General features: G+C 61.8%; 16 protein-coding genes. 10 read left to right on the top strand and 6 right to left on the bottom strand.

Translation table 11 applies throughout. The annotated features are described in order from the left end of the window. Window positions 1-35 precede the first annotated feature (35 nt). The gene (locus tag HBOR_RS00750) at window positions 36-1,577 is read left to right on the top strand and encodes a sulfatase (RefSeq protein ID WP_006055550.1); all 1,542 of its coding nucleotides are present in this window, start codon (window positions 36-38) and stop codon (window positions 1,575-1,577) included. Between the two features lie 18 nt (window positions 1,578-1,595). Here the strand turns inward: HBOR_RS00750 and HBOR_RS00755 are convergent, their stop codons facing one another. The 5 genes from HBOR_RS00755 to HBOR_RS19805 all read right to left on the bottom strand — a co-directional run bounded on the left by HBOR_RS00755 (window position 1,596) and on the right by HBOR_RS19805 (window position 7,402). Continuing rightward, window positions 1,596-2,495 (bottom strand): ketopantoate reductase family protein, encoded by a 900-nt coding sequence (locus HBOR_RS00755; RefSeq protein WP_006055551.1) that lies wholly within the window; start codon window positions 2,493-2,495, stop codon window positions 1,596-1,598. 95 nt (window positions 2,496-2,590) lie between these two features. Continuing rightward, complete coding sequence (locus HBOR_RS00760; protein ID WP_006055552.1) at window positions 2,591-2,881, bottom strand: DUF7130 family rubredoxin-like protein; 291 nt, start codon at window positions 2,879-2,881, stop codon at window positions 2,591-2,593. A 155-nt stretch (window positions 2,882-3,036) separates the two neighbouring features. After that, entirely contained in the window at window positions 3,037-6,624 is a 3,588-nt protein-coding gene (locus tag HBOR_RS00765; RefSeq protein WP_006055553.1) for a DNA polymerase II large subunit, read from the bottom strand. 2 nt (window positions 6,625-6,626) lie between these two features. Beyond that, window positions 6,627-7,046: a PPC domain-containing DNA-binding protein gene (locus tag HBOR_RS00770; RefSeq protein WP_006055554.1), complete on the bottom strand. Its 420-nt coding sequence runs from the start codon at window positions 7,044-7,046 to the stop codon at window positions 6,627-6,629. Window positions 7,047-7,234: 188 nt separating this feature from the next. Then, entirely contained in the window at window positions 7,235-7,402 is a 168-nt protein-coding gene (locus HBOR_RS19805) for a DUF7556 family protein (RefSeq protein ID WP_006055555.1), read from the bottom strand. 126 nt (window positions 7,403-7,528) lie between these two features. Here HBOR_RS19805 and HBOR_RS00775 point away from each other — a divergent pair, with 126 nt between their 5' ends. From HBOR_RS00775 to HBOR_RS00800, 6 genes are all read left to right on the top strand, one after another. Beyond that, window positions 7,529-8,029 carry a DUF7555 family protein gene (locus HBOR_RS00775; protein WP_006055556.1) on the top strand — a complete coding sequence of 167 codons (501 nt, stop codon included), beginning with the start codon at window positions 7,529-7,531 and terminating at the stop codon, window positions 8,027-8,029. Window positions 8,030-8,146: 117 nt separating this feature from the next. Continuing rightward, window positions 8,147-8,992 carry a CBS domain-containing protein gene (locus tag HBOR_RS00780; RefSeq protein WP_006055557.1) on the top strand — a complete coding sequence of 282 codons (846 nt, stop codon included), beginning with the start codon at window positions 8,147-8,149 and terminating at the stop codon, window positions 8,990-8,992. Beyond that, entirely contained in the window at window positions 8,993-10,783 is a 1,791-nt protein-coding gene (gene glyS, locus HBOR_RS00785) for a glycine--tRNA ligase (RefSeq protein WP_006055558.1), read from the top strand. 6 nt (window positions 10,784-10,789) lie between these two features. Beyond that, window positions 10,790-11,416, top strand: coding sequence for a diacylglycerol/polyprenol kinase family protein (locus tag HBOR_RS00790; protein ID WP_006055559.1), 627 nt, complete (start codon window positions 10,790-10,792; stop codon window positions 11,414-11,416). Window positions 11,417-11,491: 75 nt separating this feature from the next. Further along, on the top strand, window positions 11,492-11,977 hold the full coding sequence (locus HBOR_RS00795; protein WP_013440409.1) for a cation:proton antiporter regulatory subunit: 486 nt from the start codon (window positions 11,492-11,494) through the stop codon (window positions 11,975-11,977). Continuing rightward, window positions 11,977-13,113: a cation:proton antiporter gene (locus HBOR_RS00800; protein WP_006055561.1), complete on the top strand. Its 1,137-nt coding sequence runs from the start codon at window positions 11,977-11,979 to the stop codon at window positions 13,111-13,113. The genes HBOR_RS00795 and HBOR_RS00800 overlap by 1 nt, the downstream gene beginning before the upstream one ends. An 88-nt stretch (window positions 13,114-13,201) precedes the next feature. On the opposite strand, the gene HBOR_RS00805 is transcribed toward HBOR_RS00800, so the two are convergent. Continuing rightward, the gene (locus HBOR_RS00805) at window positions 13,202-15,097 is read right to left on the bottom strand and encodes a hypothetical protein (RefSeq protein WP_006055562.1); all 1,896 of its coding nucleotides are present in this window, start codon (window positions 15,095-15,097) and stop codon (window positions 13,202-13,204) included. Window positions 15,098-15,673: 576 nt separating this feature from the next. Between HBOR_RS00805 and HBOR_RS00810 the strand changes: the two genes are divergently transcribed. From HBOR_RS00810 to lysW, 3 genes are all read left to right on the top strand, one after another. Next, window positions 15,674-16,909: an argininosuccinate synthase gene (locus tag HBOR_RS00810; protein ID WP_006055563.1), complete on the top strand. Its 1,236-nt coding sequence runs from the start codon at window positions 15,674-15,676 to the stop codon at window positions 16,907-16,909. A 3-nt stretch (window positions 16,910-16,912) separates the two neighbouring features. Beyond that, on the top strand, window positions 16,913-18,382 hold the full coding sequence (argH, locus tag HBOR_RS00815; protein ID WP_006055564.1) for an argininosuccinate lyase: 1,470 nt from the start codon (window positions 16,913-16,915) through the stop codon (window positions 18,380-18,382). A 236-nt stretch (window positions 18,383-18,618) separates the two neighbouring features. Continuing rightward, window positions 18,619-18,798 (top strand): lysine biosynthesis protein LysW, encoded by a 180-nt coding sequence (gene lysW, locus HBOR_RS00820; protein WP_006055565.1) that lies wholly within the window; start codon window positions 18,619-18,621, stop codon window positions 18,796-18,798. Window position 18,799 lies beyond the last annotated feature (1 nt).

Raw genomic sequence — 18,799 nt, forward strand, 5'->3', positions numbered from 1 at the left:
GAGGCTCTTTCATACCGTCTCCATGAGAGGTGGGTATGAGTAGCGAGTCGCCCGAGAATGTTCTCTTTGTCGTGATGGATACGGTCCGGAAGGACCGACTCACGCCGTACGGATACGACCGGCCGACCACCCCAAATCTCGAATCGTTCGCTGAGGAGGCGACGGTGTTCGAGCAAGCAGTTGCACCAGCGCCATGGACGCTTCCCGTCCATGCGTCTCTTTTCACCGGTATGTATCCCTCTCGACACGGCGCAGACCAAGAGAATCCGTACCTTGAGGGTGCGACCACGCTGGCACAGACACTCTCTGCCGCCGGATACGACACCGCCTGTTACTCCTCAAACGCGTGGATCACGCCGTACACCCACCTGACAGACGGGTTCACTGACCAGGACAACTTCTTCGAGGTGATGCCGGGCGACTTCCTTTCGGGACCGCTGGCGAAGATGTGGAAGACGCTGAACGACAACGATTCGCTTCGAACGCTGGCGGACAAACTCGTCAGCATCGGCAACGTCGCGCACGAATATCTCGCAGGGAGCGACGGAGCGGACTCGAAGACGCCCGCCGTCATCGACCGGGCGATGACGTTCATCGAGGGGTCCGAACAGTCGTTCACGTTCATCAATCTCATGGACGCCCACCTCCCGTACCATCCGCCGGATCGGTTCGCACGGGAGTTCGCACCGGGCGTTGACTCGACGGAAATCTGCCAAAACTCCAAGGAGTACAACTCGGGCGCACGCGACATCGACGAGGAGGAATGGGAGGCCATCCGCGGCCTCTACGACGCCGAGATAGCACATATCGACGACCAACTCGGCCGCCTGTTCGACTGGCTGAAAGAGACCGGCCGCTGGGACGACACGATGGTCGTCGTCTGCGCCGACCACGGCGAACTCCACGGCGAACACGACCTGTACGGCCACGAGTTCGGCCTCTACGACCCGCTCGTGAACGTCCCCCTGATGGTGAAACACCCTGCGTTAGAGGAGGACCGACACGAGGACCAAGTCGAACTCATTGACATGTACCACACGGTTCTCGACGCACTCGATGTCGAAGGCGGCACGCCCGCCGAACCCGACGACGACGCCGTCGCACTCGACCGAACGCGGTCGCTTCTCTCTGCGTCCTACCGAGAGTTCTCGAAGGCGTCGAACGACGACTCCGGACAGATTCGAGACGGCGAGTACGCCTTCATAGAGTACTCTCGCCCTGTAGTGGAACTGAAACAGTTAGAGGAGAAAGCATCGAGTGCAGGCATCACGCTTTCGGAAGATTCACGCTTTTACTCGCGGATGCGTGCCGCCCGACGGCCCGAATCGAAATACGTCCGCATCGACCGCATCCCCGACGAAGCCTACCGTTTAGACGAGGATCCCGACGAGACGGAAGACCTCTCAGAGGCGGGCGACGACGTCATCGAAGCAACCGAATCCGCGCTCTCGAAGTTCGAGTCGAACATCGGCGGCGCGTGGACGGACGCCCTCGACGACGACGTGTCAGACGACTCCGTCGAGCAGATGGACGAAGAAGCGCAGGAACGACTCCGCGACCTCGGCTATCTCGAATAGCTGACTTCAGCCTATCCATCACTCGCGGACGCCGCGGCCTGCTTCCCACGTCCGAAGTAAGTCAGCGAGCGTCCGGTTCGTCGGCACCGACAACCGGTGTGCATCGGCGCGTGCAACCACGACGCCATGGATAGCTTCGACCTCGGTTCGGCGCTCGTCATCGACGTCTTGGAGCATCGACGACCGGTTCGCGCTCGTCGCTTCGACTACCTCATCAAGCGCCCGTTCGGCGCGGCGATTCGAGAGCGAGACACCTTCGGCACGAGCGACGCGGGCCGTTTCGCGGGCGGCACGGTGGGCGAGTTGGTGACCCGGACCGTCTGCAAGCGCGCCGTTCTCGACGCGAGCGAGGGCGGTGACGGCGTTTATTCCGGCGTTGACCGCGAGTTTCTCCCAGAGTCGTCGCGGCATATCGCTGGCGACGAGCGTCTCGATGCCCGCGTCGCGGAACGCCTTCCCCACACGTTCAGCGCGCCGGTCGGTGCCGCCGTCTCGTGCGCCGAGAACGACCCTGCCGATACCGGTGCATTCGACGTGGCCGGGTTCGCGGAGGCGTGCGCCGTACGTTGCGGTTCCGGCGAGAACGGGTGCATCGAGTCGTGCCGCGAGTTCGTCCTCAGTAAGCCCGTTCTGGAGCGAGAGTACCGCGTCGAACGCGCCCGTACTGAGCGCGGCCGCGGCCGTGGGCGTATCGAACGATTTCACCGTGACGACGGCGAGGTCCGCACGGTGGCCGTCGGACTCGGTGGTCGCATCGGGCGCCGTCTGCGCTTCGATAGCGCCGGAGACCGTGACGCCGCGTTCGCGGACGTGGGAGACGTGCGGATCGCGGCCGACGAGCGTCACGTCGTGAACCCGCGCGAGGAGTGCGCCAACGAGGGTTCCCAAACTCCCGGCACCGAAGACGAGTACGTCCATGCGAAGCGATAGATGCGGGGCGAAAAAAGCGGTCGGGTCCGGCGGTCCGACACAGCGACAACCGGCCGTGTCACGAGCGAGGACAACCGACCGTATCAGTCCTCGGTCCAGTAGTACAGTTCCTCTTTGGGTGCATTGCAACCCGGACAGGAGTCGGGAAGCTCGTCCAACGTATCCATCTCACCGCAGTTGGCACACCGCCACATCAGTTCTGCCTCTCCGAACTCATGTCCCGCCCGTTCGTGTTCGATAGAGAGGCTGGCGATTCCCTCCCGTGTCGTCACGAAGAACCCGTCCTCATCGAAACCACGAACGGTTCCGAGTTCGTCGCCGTCCTCGGTGTACACAGTCGTACCGATGCTTGCGATTGATTTCTCCCCGGACATGTGTCACAGTATGTCATCCGAAGCCATAAATTCGATTACCGGTGTTCCGGGTCGAGACAAAGACAGGAACATCGAACTGAGCAGATATCTGAGTGGAACCGCACCGAAGACGGCGACACGATGGCGACACTCGGTACGGCCTGCGTTCGCGGACGTTACATGAAGTCGCCTAACTTCGACGCTTTGTTCTTGTCGTTCTCGAAGACGCTCTCCAGACTTTTCTCCAAGACTTCGAGACGCTGTTTCGTGTACGGCCGACAGTCGAACTCTTCTGCCACCTGAATGGCGGTGTCCATGTACTTGTTGACGGAGCCTTGATGGACCGTCAGATTGACTCGGCCGCCACATTCCCGGCAGTCGCCCGTCAGCGGCATGCGCCGATATTTCTCCCCGCAGTCGAGACACCGCGTCTCCTGGCGAGAGAACGCGCGAAGGTTCCCGATCAGGTCAGGTAGGAAGTGGTATTCGATGACGCGTTCGGCAACGTCCGTCTCGTCCACGGCGCGGAGTTTCCGCGCGAGTTCGAGTTGCGCGTCCATCTTGTCCATCATCGACCCGAGCGTCTTGTACGCCGAGAGGTCCGGGCCGAGAGCGATGTCGGAGGTGTCGTGGGTGTGGTCGAACCCGCGGTACTCGTCATCAGTACCGAGGGTGTCCTCACCGAGTTGAATCAGATCCTCTACCTCACCGGGATCAGCCATCTCCAAGGTGGCTTCGTAGAACTCAGTCGGATACTGCCGCACGATGTCCATGTTGTGCGCCTCGTCGTCGATTTCGGACGGATCGATGCGCGAGGACATCACGAGCGGCGCGTCCATCTGTCCCCCTCGTTTGTCCGGGAGGAACTCCTTCGAGAAGTTCAGGAGACCGTCCATGAGGAGCATCACGCAGTCTTCGTCGCCGTCGCAGTTCCGCCGCTTAGCGGCGTGAAAGTACGGATGCGCGTAGCCGACGGCCGCTGAGGTGAACCCGACCACCCGCCCGACGACGGCGGCGGAGGTGTGCGGAGCCATCCCGAAGACGAGTTCGCCGACTAAGTCGTCGCGCTCGGAAACCTCGTAGAACGGCTCTAATCCGTAGAACTCCGTCAGAAGATCGTCCACGAAATCGGCCGTCTTCAACATGTGTTCGGCCGCACCGTCCGAGAGGACGATATCCTGCACTTTGAGTTCGACCAGTTGATCGTCGAACTGCAAGGGTTCGCCGTTGATGTCGGTCTCGTAACCGAGTTCGCGGAAGTGATCGGCCGTGACATCTAGTTCCGCGGGGCGAACCGACGTGACCGGCAGGTCGGTCATGTCGTAGCGGACAGTCCCGTCTTTGAACGACGAAACGCCGTGTTTTGCTCGCAGAACGCCCTTCTCGATAGGTTCGGGTGTTTTATTCGAGGATGTGAGGCCTTTCACACCCTTGAGGATGGGGTAGGAGGACTCGCGTTCACCGAGGTTTTCCAAGGCGGCACGGAGTTCGGCCCCGATATCGATCGCGTACCAATCGGGACTCTCTACCTCGCGTTCACAGCGTTCACAAAAGACGCGTCCCGATTCGTCGGGTTCGACAACGGTCCCGCACTCCTCACACTCGTAGTGCGGTTCAGTGTGTGTCTCACATTCCGGGCAGACGTTTTTGTACGTCTGCGTGCCGCAGTCAGGGCACTGTCGGTCACCGACGAGAACGTTCACCTCGCCGCGGGCGCCTCGTTCGTTGCGTTCGCGGGCCGCCTCACCAACGTCGCGTTGGCTGCCGCCCATTTCACCGATGGGGAACAGAGTGTGGACCGCAGGCGAGAGATCACGGGATTCGGACTTCTCCGGGCGACCCATTCGGTTACCGATTCGCGTGGGTGCGCGCTCGCGCACGTCGAACGGTGCGACTTCGTTGACCGCCTTCACGGCGTTGTCGCCGCCGTCCCACTCGCGCGCCTCGGCGGAGAGGTCGTCCCACGTTTGCTCTAACTCCTCGGTGAGACCAAGCGACCGGACGAGCGGTCGCCACTCCGGAATCCGGAGTGTCTCTTCAGTCTGCGTGTGTTCGACGAGGAGTTGTTCGAGCGTTCGTGTTACGTCTTCGGTACGGTCGAGTTCGAGGATGCCGTCGGTCGGATCGGTGTCGGTCGGTCGGACGACGACTCCCCCATCGGCCTCCACGTCCGCGATTCGCCCGGACGAAACGGCGTCAGCAAGCGCTTCGAACTCCGCGACGCTCACGTCGTGCCAGAGGTAGGTGTAGTCGGGGTGGAGATGGCAATCGTACTCGGTGGCCCACTCGAAGGCACGTTCCGGCGTGGGATGTTCGAGGTCCACGCTCGGATCGTCTTCGAGAGCCTGAATCGGCGCACCCGCCGCCTCGAACTCCTGTACCCACCACTCGTAGACGTACGAGGCTGGCGCGAGCGGATGGTTGTTCTCCACGAACTCGCCGAAGTTGACGAGATACTCGCCGAGGTCGATGATTTCCTCGACACCGTTTCGGACTTCGAGCGCTTCCTCGGGGTCGTCGATACGGCGCACGTCGCCGTTTGCAAGTCTAACAGTCGGCCCTTCGATGGAATCGACCGGGATGACCCCGCCCGCTTTCCCGGGGCGTTCGGTCTTTATCTGCGTGCCCGTAGCGAGGAAGTCGTCCACGAGGTGCATCGTCGCGGGATGAACGCCCGCCGTTGCGAACCCGTGGTTCCGAGACCGACCGTATCGCAGTCGGAACCCACCCGCTTCGCTCGGATGGCCGAAGACGGGGCGACCCGCGATGAGGTCACGGAGGTATTTCGTCGCGGGATCGACGCGTGCAGGACCGGCCGGTTCGGGTGAGTCGGGCGTCTCCCCGTCGTCGGCCTCGTCGTCCTCGGCGTCGGCTTCTTCGTCGTCGCCATCGTCGTCCGCGTCCGCTTTGTCGCCGTCGTCCTTGCCGATGGTGCCGTCGATGAGGTCCTGTAACCACGGCCAATCGACTTCATCGAGTTGGCGAGTGTAACGCTGAATCTTCGGTGCCTTCAGTGCGATACCCTCGGCCATGACGAGACACATGCCACCGCGGGCGGAGTTGGTGTCTACCCGTTCGAGATCACGGAAGCCAGACACCTCCTCGTCGCCCGTCGCCTCGCCGTCAAGCATGATGGGCATGTGTTCGGCGATGAATTTCGTCTCCTTGTCCTTCGGCGAGTACTGAAGCCCCGTCTCCTTGTCGTAGAGGTCGATTTCCTCGGCGTAGCGTTCGACCTCGATGTCTCGCGCTTTGTACTCCTCGATGCCGAGAAGCGACCGAGCGTAGTCGGCGACGAGAACTGAAAGTGCCTGTGCGGTCCCGCCGGCGGAGCGAATCGGCCCGGCGTAGTAGACGTTGACGAACTCCGTTCCGTCGTCGTTCTCCAGAATCTCCACGCGGTCGATCCCCTCGATGGGTGCGGCGACGACCCCCTCGGTGAGGAGGGCGACCGCTGTCCGAACCGCACCTTCAACTTTCCCCGCACGGGAGTCGTAGTCACCGACACTGCCCTCGACGAAGTCGTTCACCAGTTCGAGGGCGGCCTCCTCGCGGGACATCTGCCCTTCTAACTCGCGGACGCGTTCTGCGACGCCCGGAATTCCGAGGATGTTCTCCACCCGGTCGGCCATGTCCTTGGCGACTGGAATCTCGACTTCGGGTTGCGGGTCCCGGCCTTGCCCTTTCGCTGCGCGAGCGAGATCGAACGCCTCGTCAAGACGGTCCTCGATTCGCGCGAAGTACCGCTCGTCGTCCTCGTGCACGTTTACAACCAGAGGTCGAGGTCGGTTACGTCGTCGTGCTCGCGTTCGAGCGGTTCGTCGAACGCGCGGATGTACACCTCGCCCGCGAAGACGGTTGCGGCGTTGAGGTGACCCGCCAACGACTGCCCGCTTGGCCGCGAGAGGACGGCGTGCGTGTGGGCAAACGGTTCATCGTCCAAGAGGGCGATGTTACCGACGCAGGCGGCGACTTCCAGCGGTTCGTCGAACGTCACCGACCGGTACGCTTGGTCGTCTTGGTCGTAGAACCACACGTCGGCATCCTGCACCGCGCCCATGGCGTTGAACCACGCCGACTCGATATCTTCGAGGTGGGCAAACTCCTCGATTTCCTCCCGCCAATCCGCCCCATTGTCCAGCGAGACGAGGAACTCTCGACTGGATTCGACTGCCCGATAGTTCATAGACAGGTGCTCGTGTGGGAGCGCCAAAAGTGTTCACAGTTGCTGTTGGCCAGCGCAGACGAACCCACTCGGCACGGCAGACGCTCGGGGAAGAAAGTAGCAAGGAGAGCGCCGAACGACGCTCTCGTCTCGAAAACCGAGTTATGTTGGAACCGACGGACGTGCCGCGCCCGCCGGTTCGTGGGCCCTTAGGCCCAGTCTCGAAGTGACGGTGCCTCCTCTACTGTCATCGAGAGCCACGCGTTGTCGCAGGAAATGTCTGCGATAATGAACTCCGAGCGAGCAGGCGTGGAGTCCACTGAGGCCATCACCTCAGCGCGCGACGCGTCGGACGCAGCCGTCACATTCGGCGTCATGTTTGACAGTCGGTAACACCCATACATAAACTCGTCGGAACGACATTGCCGTTCCTTAGAATTGAAAACGAGGCGCAAAAGTAACGACTACCACGCTGTCCGCATAACGTACCGTATTCACCGCCTATGGACCTCGACTCGGATACTATCGATTCCCGCCCGAGAGACGACACCGAACCAGACGACGGGATGCCGCCCGTCGGTCAACTCCTCCGAGCCCTCCTCGATGCTGCTACGTGGGGTGTCGTATTCCTCCTCGGTGGGTCGGTTCTTCTGGGACTCATCGGGCTAGTCATCGGCAACGGTCTCGTCGGATTCAAGCGGGGCCTGTTTATCTTCGGCTTTCTCGCAATGGGCGGGTCACTGCTCATGCTTCGGCCGAAGCGTGCGTGGAAGCGCGGCCGCGACGAGGACGCTCCCGGCGCGCCGACCGATGTTCCGGACGGTGCTACCGAGAACGACAACGTCACGGACGGCGACAGCGGTCCCGTGACGCTGTTGCCGGATTCGCTCGCTCCCAACCCGGTGCATCGGTCGTCGTGGGGGCTCCGTGTGTTCTTTGGAGGTATTTGGGCGCTCGTGGCCTCCTATCTCATGGAAACGGTATTCGGCGTCGTCCCGGTCTGAATCGGCGGCGACGGGAAGCCGGCGGTTCAGAATAGCGAAACGACACCACGAAACCACCGCGGGAGCGGGTCGCACGCCTTCGCAGACTACAAGAGGAGGCGGAAAGTACGACGGGGTATGAACGTAGCCGACGCGATGACCCCACGAGAGGACGTGGTGACCGTGGAACTTCCCGGCACCCGCGACGACGTTCTGGAGTATCTCCAAGAGCGCGGCTTCTCCTCTGTTCCGGTTGTCAAGCGAACGGACGACGGCGAAGCCTACCGCGGCATCGTCACCCGTCAGGACCTCATCGAACACCCGGACGAAAACCAACTGGCCGTTCTGATGAACGACGTGCCGACGACGACGGCGGATACGTCCGTCGAAGACGTGGCCCACATGATGGTCGAGAAGAACGCTCGCCGTGTGCCCGTCGTCGATGGAACGCTCGAAGGTATCATCACCGTCACCGACGTGATTCGCGCCATCGCTCGCGGCGAAGTCGAACTCGACGCCGGCGCGGCCGACGTGGCTACCAGAGACGTGAACACCACGTACGAGGAAGCGCCGCTGACGGTCGCCGAACGCGAGATTTTCTACGCGAACGTCCCCTACGCCGTCGCTCTCGACGAGACGGGCACGATGTCCGGCATCCTGACCGAAGTGGACATCATCGACGTGGCCCGCGTCGTCGAAGGCGAAGATGACACGGGTGACTCCGTGGCAAATCAGGACGACGACTGGATGTGGGAGGGAATCAAAGCCGTCGGTAACCGCTACATCCCCACCCGCAACGTCGAGATTCCGGCCGAACCCGTCTCGACGTTCATGAGTACGGATCTGGTCACCGTCTCGAAGCGCACGTCCGCCGTCGAAGCGGCGCAGGCGATGATCACCAACGACATCGAACAAATCCCGCTCGTCGGCGGCGACCAACTTACCGGCATCGTCCGCGACGTGGACCTGTTGGAGGCGTTGTAGATGACCGCGGACCGAACTGAGGGCGAACGCCTTACCGAACTGGCGAAGCGCCGCGGCTACTACTTCGGTTCCAGCGAAGCCTACGGCGGCACCGCCGGATTCTACACCTACGGCCCGCAGGGTGCCGCGCTGAAGTCCAACGTCGAAGACGCGTGGCGCGAGCGCTTCACCGTCCAAGAGGGCAATCTCGAAATCGACGCGCCGACGATCATGCCCGAACCCGTCTTCGAGGCCTCGGGCCATCTCGATACCTTCGACGACATGCTCGTCGAGTGCCCCGAGTGCGCCGAGTCGCATCGCGCGGACCACCTCATCGAAGACAACTCCGACCTCGAAGACGCGGAGACGCTCTCGCTCGAAGAAGCCGCAGAGGAGATAGCCGCTCTCGACCTCGTCTGCCCGAACTGCGGTGCCGAACTCGCCGGGCAGTCGGTCGATAACTTCAACCTCATGTTCGAGACGAACATCGGTCCCGGTTCCTCGGACCCGGGCTACCTCCGTCCGGAGACGGCGCAGGGCATCTTCGTGGAGTTCCCGCGCATCAAGGAGTACGCCCGGAACCGCCTCCCGTTCGGCGTGACGCAGGTCGGCCGCGCCTACCGCAACGAGATTTCGCCGCGGAAGAGCATCGTCCGCACGCGTGAGTTCACGCAGGCCGAGTTAGAGCAGTTCATCGATCCCGAGCGTGACGAACCTGATCTCTCCGCGGTCGAAGACGTGGCAGTTCTCCTCTACCCCGCGACCGAACAACAGAAAGACGACGGCGACTACATCGAGACGACCATCGGTGCCGCCGTCGAAGACGGCAGTATCGGTAACGCGTGGCTGGGTTACTTCCTCGGCATCGCTCAGGAATGGTACGAGCGAGTCGGCGTGGATATGGACCGTTTCCGCTTCCGTCAGCATCTCGCGGGCGAACGCGCACACTACTCCAGCGACTGCTGGGACGCAGAGAGCGAAGTTGACGGCGACTGGATCGAGATTGCGGGCTTTTCCTACCGGTCGGACTACGATCTCTCGAAGCACGCCGAGTACTCCGAGGAAGACTACACGGTCTTCCGGCAGTACGACGAACCGAAGACGGTCGAACGCGCCGTCGTTGATCCCGACATGTCCGTTCTCGGCCCCAAATTCGGCGGCGCGGCAGGCGACGTGAAAGACGCGCTCGAACGCTTGGCCGAGCGCGACCCCGACGCCTTCGACGGCGACGAAGTGACCGTCGAGGTGGACGGCGAGACCCATACGGTCGAAACCGACGTGACGAACTTCGCCGTCGAAGAGCAGACGATAAACGGCGAGCACATCACGCCGCACGTCGTCGAACCGTCGTTCGGCGTGGACCGAACGGTGTACACACTCCTCGCACACGCGTACGAGGAGGACGAGGTAGACGACGAGGAACGAACCTACCTATCGCTGTCTCCCGAAGTCGCCCCGCGCGACGTGGGCGTCTTCCCCCTCGTGAGCAACGTCCCCGAACTGGTAGACCTCGCAGACGAAATCGTCGATGATCTGCGCGCCGCCGGACTTTCGGTCGTCTACGACGACTCCGGTAGCATCGGTCGGCGCTACCGACGACAGGACGAGGTTGGCACGCCGTTCTGCATCACCGTAGACCGCGACGGCCTCGAATCTGACGGCGAGACTACCGTCACCGTCCGCGAGCGCGACTCCGGTCGGCAGATCCGCGTTCCCGTCTCCGCACTCGCCGACGAACTCGGCGCGGTCCGTGGCGGCGACCGAACGTTCGACGACCTCGCCGCCGAGTACGACGAGTTAACCGACGACTGATCAGACGTGAGTCCCCGCATCTCAGTGTCAAAGAGCGAGGTCAAACGGCGTCTGGTCCACGCCAGCGGTGCCGCTCTGCCCTTCGGCTACGTACTCGACATCGTTTCGTGGGCGCAGTTGCGGTACCTCATGGTGTTTCTCACCGTCGTCGTCGCTGTCCTCGAATTCCTGCGCCTCCGTGTCGGCCTCGACTGGGCCATCTACGACGAACTCACCCGGTCGTACGAGCAGACGAATCTCGCGGGGTACGCGCTGTACATCTTCAGCATGACCGCCGTCGTGCTCGTCTTCGAACCGTACGTCGCGGTGCCGGGGATGTTGATGCTCGCCCTCGGGGACCCAGTGAGCGGACTGCTCGGCCGGACACGAGAGGCAGGCGAACCGAAACGTCTCGGAACGCTGGCCGCGATGTTCATCGTCTGTCTGGCCGTCAGTGTGCCGTTCTTACTCCCCGTCGCGGGAACCATCGGTGTCATCGCCGCCGTTGCAGGGTCCGTCGGCGCGACGATTGCCGATGGGATGAAGCCGGTCATCAGAGGGAGCGTCATCGACGACAACGCCTCGATTCCGCCCGCGGCGTGTCTCGCAATCGCGGCCGTCCTCGCGGCGACGGGGGCGGCAGCGGTTACATAACTGGGCGAACGGACGACGGCGACGACGACCGGCGGCCGGAGAGTGCTTTTATTCCGTGCTACCGAACCACATGTCGTGACTGTCTACGAGAGCGATCTTCCGGGCGTCGGAAAGAAGCACGAAGTAGAACTCGGCGACGGCGGCCGTCTCATCATCGTGACGCACAACAGCGGCAAGCGGGAGGTGTTCCGCAGAGCGGACGCCGACAGCGACTCGGAGAAACTGTTCGAACTCTCGGACAAGCTTGCGCGACAGGTGGGGACCCTCCTCGAAGGTGCGTACTTTCAGCCCGTCGAGACTGACCGGATAGAGACGCTGTTAGGAGACAACACGCTGTTAGAGTGGGTCGAAGTCGGCCCCGACTCGCCGATTGCGGGGCAGACGCTGGGGGAGTCGAACCTCCGGCAGACGACGGGTGCGTCCGTCATCGCTATCGAACGCGACGACGGGGTGACTGTCTCGCCCGGCGGCGACACCACCATCGAAGCGGGCGACACGCTCGTCATCATCGGCCCGCGGCAAGCGTGCCGTGACGCACTCTCGACGGTACGCGGCGACTGATGGCGGCGGATCTTCTCGAACTCGGACAACTGTTCGTCGTTGTCGCCGTCACCGGCGCGATCGCGCTCCGCGTGGGCCTCTCAGTCATCCCTCTGTACGTCATCGGCGGCGTTCTCGCAGGACCGTTCGTCGCCGGGCGACTCGGATTGCCGTACGTCGAGAACGGTGAGGTGGTGACGCTGTTCGCGGAGGTAGGCATCGTCCTGCTCCTCTTTTTCCTCGGCCTAGAGTTCAGCCTCGACCGACTGCTCGAATCGCGTACCCGAATCACGCGCTCGGGCGTCGCCGACATCGCGGTGAACCTCCCAATCGGGATTGGTATCGGTCTCCTTCTCGGATGGTCGGTCGTCGAGTCGTTGCTCCTCGGTGGCATCGTCTACATCTCTTCGAGCGCCATTATCACGAAATCGCTCATCGATCTCGGATGGATTGCAGATCCGGAAGCAGAGCCGCTGTTAGGAACACTCGTGTTCGAGGACCTGTTCATCGCGGTCTATCTCGCCGTCGTTACCTCGCTGGTCCTCGGTGGTGACGGAATCGGGAGCATCGGCCGGTCGCTGGCTGTCGCGTTCGGCTTTCTCGGTATTCTCCTCGTCGCCGTCCAGTACGGGAATCGGCTGTTCGCGCGTGTCCTCGACGTGTCCGGCCAGGAAGCGTTCGTCCTGCGGACGCTGGCCGTCGTCGTCCCTATCGCGGGTGCGGCGCTGGCACTCGGCGTCAGCGAGGCCGTTGCGGCGTTCTTCGTCGGGATGGGCTTCGCTACGAGCGGCCATCGTGAGAAGATAGAGCATCTGCTGACACCCGTCCGCGACGTGTTCGGCGCGGTGTTTTTCTTCTGGATCGGCGTCGGAACCGACCCGACTCTCATCGGAGCAGCGGCCGTACCGCTCGTGCTTGCGGTGGTGCTGACGACGCCCGCGAAAGTCGTCTCGGGCTACCTCGGCGGCCGCGTCTACGACCTCTCGAAGCGCCGATCCCTCCGAGTTGGCGTCGGGATGGTGCCCCGCGGTGAGTTCTCCTTGGTCATCGCCGCACTCGCCGCGAGCGGAACGACACCCATCATGCGCGAGGTGATTCCCGCCTTCGCCGTCGGCTACGTCCTCGTGATGAGCGCCATTGGGACGGTGCTCATGTAGCGCTCCGCAGCTGTGGAGCGCCTCGTATTCCGCGGCGCTGAGGAAACAGAACCGATGGGTGGCTAGTCGCCCCCGATTCGGTTGGGCGTTAATTGGCCATCGCGTCAGCAGTACACTGGAACTGGATGTCGAACAGATCCTGTACCTGGATTCGCTCTTTCGGACCGAGGTTGTCGAAGTCGGCACCGTACCGTTGCCGAGCGATCTCTTCGCGCGTGAGGACATGTTCGGGCGCAAAGCTGTCGGAGAACGGCTGGCGGTTGTATATCTCTTGCACTTGGCCTGTCGTTTCAGTGCTGAGTGCAGCGAAGTCGTAGCCGTACTTCGCCTGCGAGATTTCGTCGCGGGTATACGTGCTGTTCTGCTCCACCGAGCAGGCGAACTGCTCGTGGTATGTGTTTTCGATCTCGATGATTTGCTCTCGGTTCACGTTTTTGAGTCGCTTGTCGTACTGTTGCCGAGCGATTTCCTCGCGCGTCAGAACGTCCGTCACATTCCGTTGTCCCGCGAACGGCTGGCGGTTGTATATCTCTTCGACTTGACCGGTTGTTTCGGCGCTGAGCGCAGCGAAGTCGTAGCCGTACTTCGCCTGCGAGATTTCGTCGCGGGTCAATCGCTCCTCGTCTGGGACCTCGCGTTCGATTGGGAATCCAATCGTGACGTTCTGATTAACGGTCACGCGTACTTTCGTTCCGTTTTTACCCTCGAACACTTGCGACTGAAGGTTTCGTTCAGTAGTGACAAGTTCTCCGAGCGGGATTCCCAACTGATCGAGAAGACGGGCAGTGTCTTCTGCAGTGAAATTAGCACCGGAATCCGGACCCGGTATCGCTTGCGTTCCATTGGCATCTTCGTTGTACTGGAGGCTGATGGCGACCTGCGTCACGCCAGCGTTGTTGACGTTTATCGCCGAGGAGTTGTTGCCGGTCGCCAGCGCGTTCTGATTGACGAGTACGAGGTTTTGTGCAGTGTTATTCCCGGAGGTGCCGTTAGCACCTCGGTTGTACTGGAGGCTGATGGCGACCTGTGTCACGCCGGCGTTGTTGACGTTTACGATCACGGTGTTGTTCGCACCGGTGGCCGCGTTCTGTGCAACGACACCTACGTTTTCACCGCGGTTCGAATTCGGCGATGATCCTGGCGATTCATCGTTCGTTGCCGCCGTGTCACTGGCGGCGTCAGCGTTCGACTGACCCGTCTCGGTGGAGGACCCACTCGATTCGTTAGACGGCTCTGTTTCGTTAGATGGGCCTGTCTCGGTGGAGGGTTCTGTTTCGTTAGACGGTTCTGTCTCGTTCGACGACTCTGTCTCAGTGGTTGGCTCTGTCTCGTTCGACGACTCTGTCTCAGTGGTTGGCTCTGTCTCGTTGGATGACTCTGTCTCGTTCGACGACTCTGTCTCAGTGGCTGGTTCTGTCTCGTTTGAGGAGTCATTCGATCCGTTAGCTGACTCTGTCTCGTTCGACGACTCTGTCTCAGTGGTTGGTTCTGTCTCGTTTGAGGAGTCATTCGATCCGTTAGCTGGCTCTGTCTCGTTGGACGTTCCCGTCTCGGTGGGGCCAGCTTCATTGGATGGATCACTTGAAACAGCGGATGACTCCGTCTCGTTGGGGGCAGTCTCATTAGATGACTCCGTCTCGTTAGACGCTCCTGTCGCGTTTGATGACTCACCCGGCTCCGTGGATGATGTCCCAGCCTCACTGGATGGCTCCGTTTCGTTGAGGCCGGTCTCGTTAGATGACGCTGTCTCGTTGGGTGTCTCTGTCTCGTTGGATGACTGCATCTCCGTGGATGCCCCGGCCCCGGTGGACGGCTGGGTTGCTTGCTCGACCGACATCATCGGAGCCGCATCGATACCGACGACACCGAGACTCGAAGCGCCCAGAAAGAGCATCACCAGAACAATAGTGAGCAGTTTCCGTGTCATCGTCCACCGGATGTCTTCGCGGGGATTGCCCGCCTCTCCGTGAACTGTCGCATCCATTCACGGCGTGTCGGGGACCACGATGTGCTCTCGATCATACAGATTCAATAGAGAATTACACAAGAATCTGATATAGTAAGTCACTGTTAATTCAGCGAGTAATAGAGGTAGTAACCGCGTTATTCCCCGCAAAACCGAAAGTGGCCTGAACAGACAGTTCGGTTATCTGATATTGGAATCGGCGGCAATCAGATACGCAGGCAGTCGCAGACACTCCCGGTAGACGAAGGCTACAGCGGGGAGCGTCGGACGGCAAACGTTGCACCGCCGAAAGCCTTTAATAGACAGTACTCGCTTTGATTCCCTGATGACGCGGTTCCCACCAGTCGCTATCCGCGACACCTCGGGAGCCGCGGCTTCGGGCGTTTCAGCGTCCGAAACGACGATTTCTCTTCCAGCGCGCGACACGAGCGCGCGACGACGACGACCGGCCCTTTAGGGCCAACTATACTACACTTTCGACGGATTATCGGACTCACTCCAAAGCTCTTAGCTTGCGTATAGACATCTCTACCCCTTAATTTCTCTATTTAACACCGTGTAATTTATTAGCCCCGGACAGCGACAGAGAAGTACATGACAAGCGTGGCACTCGCGTTCAGTGGCGGATTGGACACAACAGTTTGCGTCTCACTACTACAGGAAGAGTACGGATACGACGAAGTGGTTGGCGTCACCGTAGACGTCGGCCAACCGGAATCGGAGTTCGAGGAGGCCAAGGAGACGGCCGACGCGCACGGACTGGACATCCACGTCGTGGACGCCAAAGACGAGTTCGCGGAACTCTGTTTTGACTCGGTTCGCGCGAACGCGACGTACCAAGGCTACCCACTCGGGACGGCGCTCGCACGCCCGGTGATCGCAGAGGCCATTCTCGAAGTCGCACAGGAAGAAGGCTGTGACGCCCTCGCGCACGGCTGTACCGGAAAAGGGAACGATCAACTCCGCTTCGAGGCCGTCTGGCGTGCCTCAGATCTCGACGTTATCGCCCCCGTCCGTGAGATGGGCCTGACTCGCGAGTGGGAAAAGCAGTACGCCGACGAGAAGAACCTCCCCGTGCAAGCGGGTAACGACGGCGTCTGGTCCATCGACACGAACCTCTGGAGCCGTTCCGTCGAGGGCGGCGACCTCGAAAAACCGGGACACGTCCCGTCAGAGGACATCTACGAGTGGACCGAACAACCCGGAAGCGAGACGGAGTGTATCGAAATCACGTTCGAGGAGGGCTACCCGGTTGCCCTTGACGGCGAGGAGATGGAACCCGTCGAACTCATCGAGACGCTGAACGAACTCGCCGGGCAGTACGGTGTCGGGCGCACGGATATGATGGAAGACCGTATGCTCGGACTGAAGGTACGCGAAAACTACGAGCATCCGGCGGCGACGACGCTCCTAAACGCACACGAGTCACTTGAAGGGCTCGTCCTCACGAAAGACGAACGCGACTTCAAGACCACCGTGGACAACGAGTGGGCGCAGAAGGGCTACGAAGGTCTCGTGGAGGCACCGCTGATGGCGGCGCTCGACGGCTTCATCGAGCAAACGCAAACGAAGGTGACCGGCACGGTAACGATCAAATTCGAAGGCGGGCAGGCCCGTCCGGTCGGCCGCGAGTCCGAGTACGCCGCCTACTCCGAGTCGGCCGCCTCGTTCAACACCGAAACCGTAGACGGGATCACCCAAGAGGACGCCACCGGCGTCGCCAAGTACCACGGCTTCCAGACGCGCATCGCCAACGCGGCGTTCGAGTCCGCACAGAAGGAAGCGCCCGAACTCGCCACTGACGGCGGCGTGAGCAACGACGGACAGTAAACGATGAACGAGGAGGGAGGAGACGAAGGCGTGGTTCGCCGCGACCGCTTCAGCGGCGGCCCCGCCCGCGGCTTCATGTCGAGCCTTGCGGCTGATGAGCGCATCTTCGCCGCCGACGTGGCGGTTGATCGCGCGCACGTGGTGATGCTTGAAGAGCAGGAAATCGTCGAGTCCGACGTAGCCGCGGAGATTCTGGCCGCCCTCGACGACGTCGAGAGCGAGGGCCACGCCGCACTCCCCGAGGGTGAGGACGTTCACGAGGCTATCGAAACGGCCGTCGTCGAACAGGTCGGTCCCGACGGCGGGAAGATGCACACTGCACGCAGTCGCAACGACGAAGTGGCGACGTGTATCCGCTACCGCCTGCGCGAAGACCTCCTCGACGCTATCGAGGCGACACTCGCACTCCGCGAGGCTCTCGTTGATGCCGCCGAAGCGGAGGTAGAGACAGTGATGCCGGGCTACACGCACCTGCAACCCGCCCAACCCACCACCGTCGCACACTATCTGCTCTCGTACGAAGCGGCGTTCGCCCGCGACACCGCCCGTCTCCTCGACGCCTACGACCGGACGAACCAGTCGCCCCTCGGGGCGGCCGCGTTCGCCGGGACGCCGTTCGACATCGACAGAGAGCGGACGGCAGAACTGCTCGGTTTCGACGGCGTCCTCCGCAACTCGATGGATGCCTCGTCGGCGCGCGACTTCCTTCTCGAATCGGTGTCGGCGCTTGCGACGCACGCGACGACACTTTCGGGATTAGCGGAGGATTTGGTCATCTTCTCGAACAAGGGGTTCGTGGAGCTATCGGACGACTACGCCTCTACCTCCTCGATCATGCCGCAGAAGGTGAATCCGGACACGCTCGAACTCGTCCGTGCAACCGCGGGCGACGCGGCGTCCGGACTCTCCGGACTGCTGACGACGTTGAAGGGACTTCCGCGCGCGTACAACCGCGACCTCCAGCGTGCGACGCCGCACGCATGGGATGCAGTCGATTCGGTGTCCGAGGCGACAGCCGTCGTCGCCGGTGCGGTGTCGTCGGCGTCGTGGCCGGAGGAGACACTTGAGTCGGCCGCAGGCGACGGCTTCTCGACGGCGACGGGCGTCGCCGACGCACTGGCGATGGCCGGACTGCCGTTCCGCACGGCGCACGAAGTCGTCGCGGCCGCCGCCGAACGCGCCGAGGGGACGCCCGACCTCGCAACACTTGACGCATCCGCGGAAGAGGTATTAGATGCGTCCCTCTTCGAGTATGTGAGCCGTGCGGACGTACAGCAGACGCTCGACCCAACCCACAGCGTCGAGAGCCGTGACTCCACAGGTGGTCCCGCACCCGCCGCAGTCACAGCGCAACTCGACGAAGCGACGGTCGAACTCAACGACCACCGCACGGAACTGAACACACGCACTGACGCGCTCGAATCGGCGACCGAGAAACTAGCGGCGGAAGTAGCGGTGATTACTCGTGACTGAAACGGATACGACGCAGACCGCCACGCACTGCATCGATCAGACGCCAGTTCGACCAGTCCCGCGACCGCCGCGACGACCGTCCCCGTCTGGGGACAAATAACATATGAAATCTGATACTGATTTCACACGGCCGGTTTGTTCGACCCAATAAGCACCGTTAGACCCCTCTCTGTTTACTTAATTTATCTGATAAGTTCGGTGGATTTAAGTCTCTTCCTCGCCGAGCGGAGAGTACAATGGCAGACACCATTACCGCAGAAGACCCGCTCACTGGCGAAGAAATAGAGCTCCCCGGAGACGTCGAAGTCGGGGAAATCGTGGATAGTCCCGCCACGGGCGCGGAACTCGAAGTTGTCTCCGTCGATCCCGTGACACTCGAAGAAGCGCCCGAACTCGAAGAGGACTGGGGCGAGTAAG

Origin of the sequence: Halogeometricum borinquense DSM 11551 (genome assembly GCF_000172995.2) — an archaeon.
Classification (GTDB): domain Archaea; phylum Halobacteriota; class Halobacteria; order Halobacteriales; family Haloferacaceae; genus Halogeometricum; species Halogeometricum borinquense.

Excerpts from the sequence above, each read along its gene's own strand:
- HBOR_RS00750 (WP_006055550.1), top strand. The coding sequence starts at position 36 with ATGAGTAGCGAGTCGCCCGAGAATGTTCTCTTTGTCGTGATGGATACG.
- HBOR_RS00755 (WP_006055551.1), bottom strand. The coding sequence starts at position 2,495 with ATGGACGTACTCGTCTTCGGTGCCGGGAGTTTGGGAACCCTCGTTGGC.
- HBOR_RS00760 (WP_006055552.1), bottom strand. The coding sequence starts at position 2,881 with ATGTCCGGGGAGAAATCAATCGCAAGCATCGGTACGACTGTGTACACC.
- HBOR_RS00770 (WP_006055554.1), bottom strand. The coding sequence starts at position 7,046 with ATGAACTATCGGGCAGTCGAATCCAGTCGAGAGTTCCTCGTCTCGCTG.
- HBOR_RS19805 (WP_006055555.1), bottom strand. The coding sequence starts at position 7,402 with ATGACGCCGAATGTGACGGCTGCGTCCGACGCGTCGCGCGCTGAGGTG.
- HBOR_RS00775 (WP_006055556.1), top strand. The coding sequence starts at position 7,529 with ATGGACCTCGACTCGGATACTATCGATTCCCGCCCGAGAGACGACACC.
- HBOR_RS00780 (WP_006055557.1), top strand. The coding sequence starts at position 8,147 with ATGAACGTAGCCGACGCGATGACCCCACGAGAGGACGTGGTGACCGTG.
- glyS (WP_006055558.1), top strand. The coding sequence starts at position 8,993 with ATGACCGCGGACCGAACTGAGGGCGAACGCCTTACCGAACTGGCGAAG.
- HBOR_RS00800 (WP_006055561.1), top strand. The coding sequence starts at position 11,977 with ATGGCGGCGGATCTTCTCGAACTCGGACAACTGTTCGTCGTTGTCGCC.
- HBOR_RS00805 (WP_006055562.1), bottom strand. The coding sequence starts at position 15,097 with ATGGATGCGACAGTTCACGGAGAGGCGGGCAATCCCCGCGAAGACATC.
- HBOR_RS00810 (WP_006055563.1), top strand. The coding sequence starts at position 15,674 with ATGACAAGCGTGGCACTCGCGTTCAGTGGCGGATTGGACACAACAGTT.
- argH (WP_006055564.1), top strand. The coding sequence starts at position 16,913 with ATGAACGAGGAGGGAGGAGACGAAGGCGTGGTTCGCCGCGACCGCTTC.
- lysW (WP_006055565.1), top strand. The coding sequence starts at position 18,619 with ATGGCAGACACCATTACCGCAGAAGACCCGCTCACTGGCGAAGAAATA.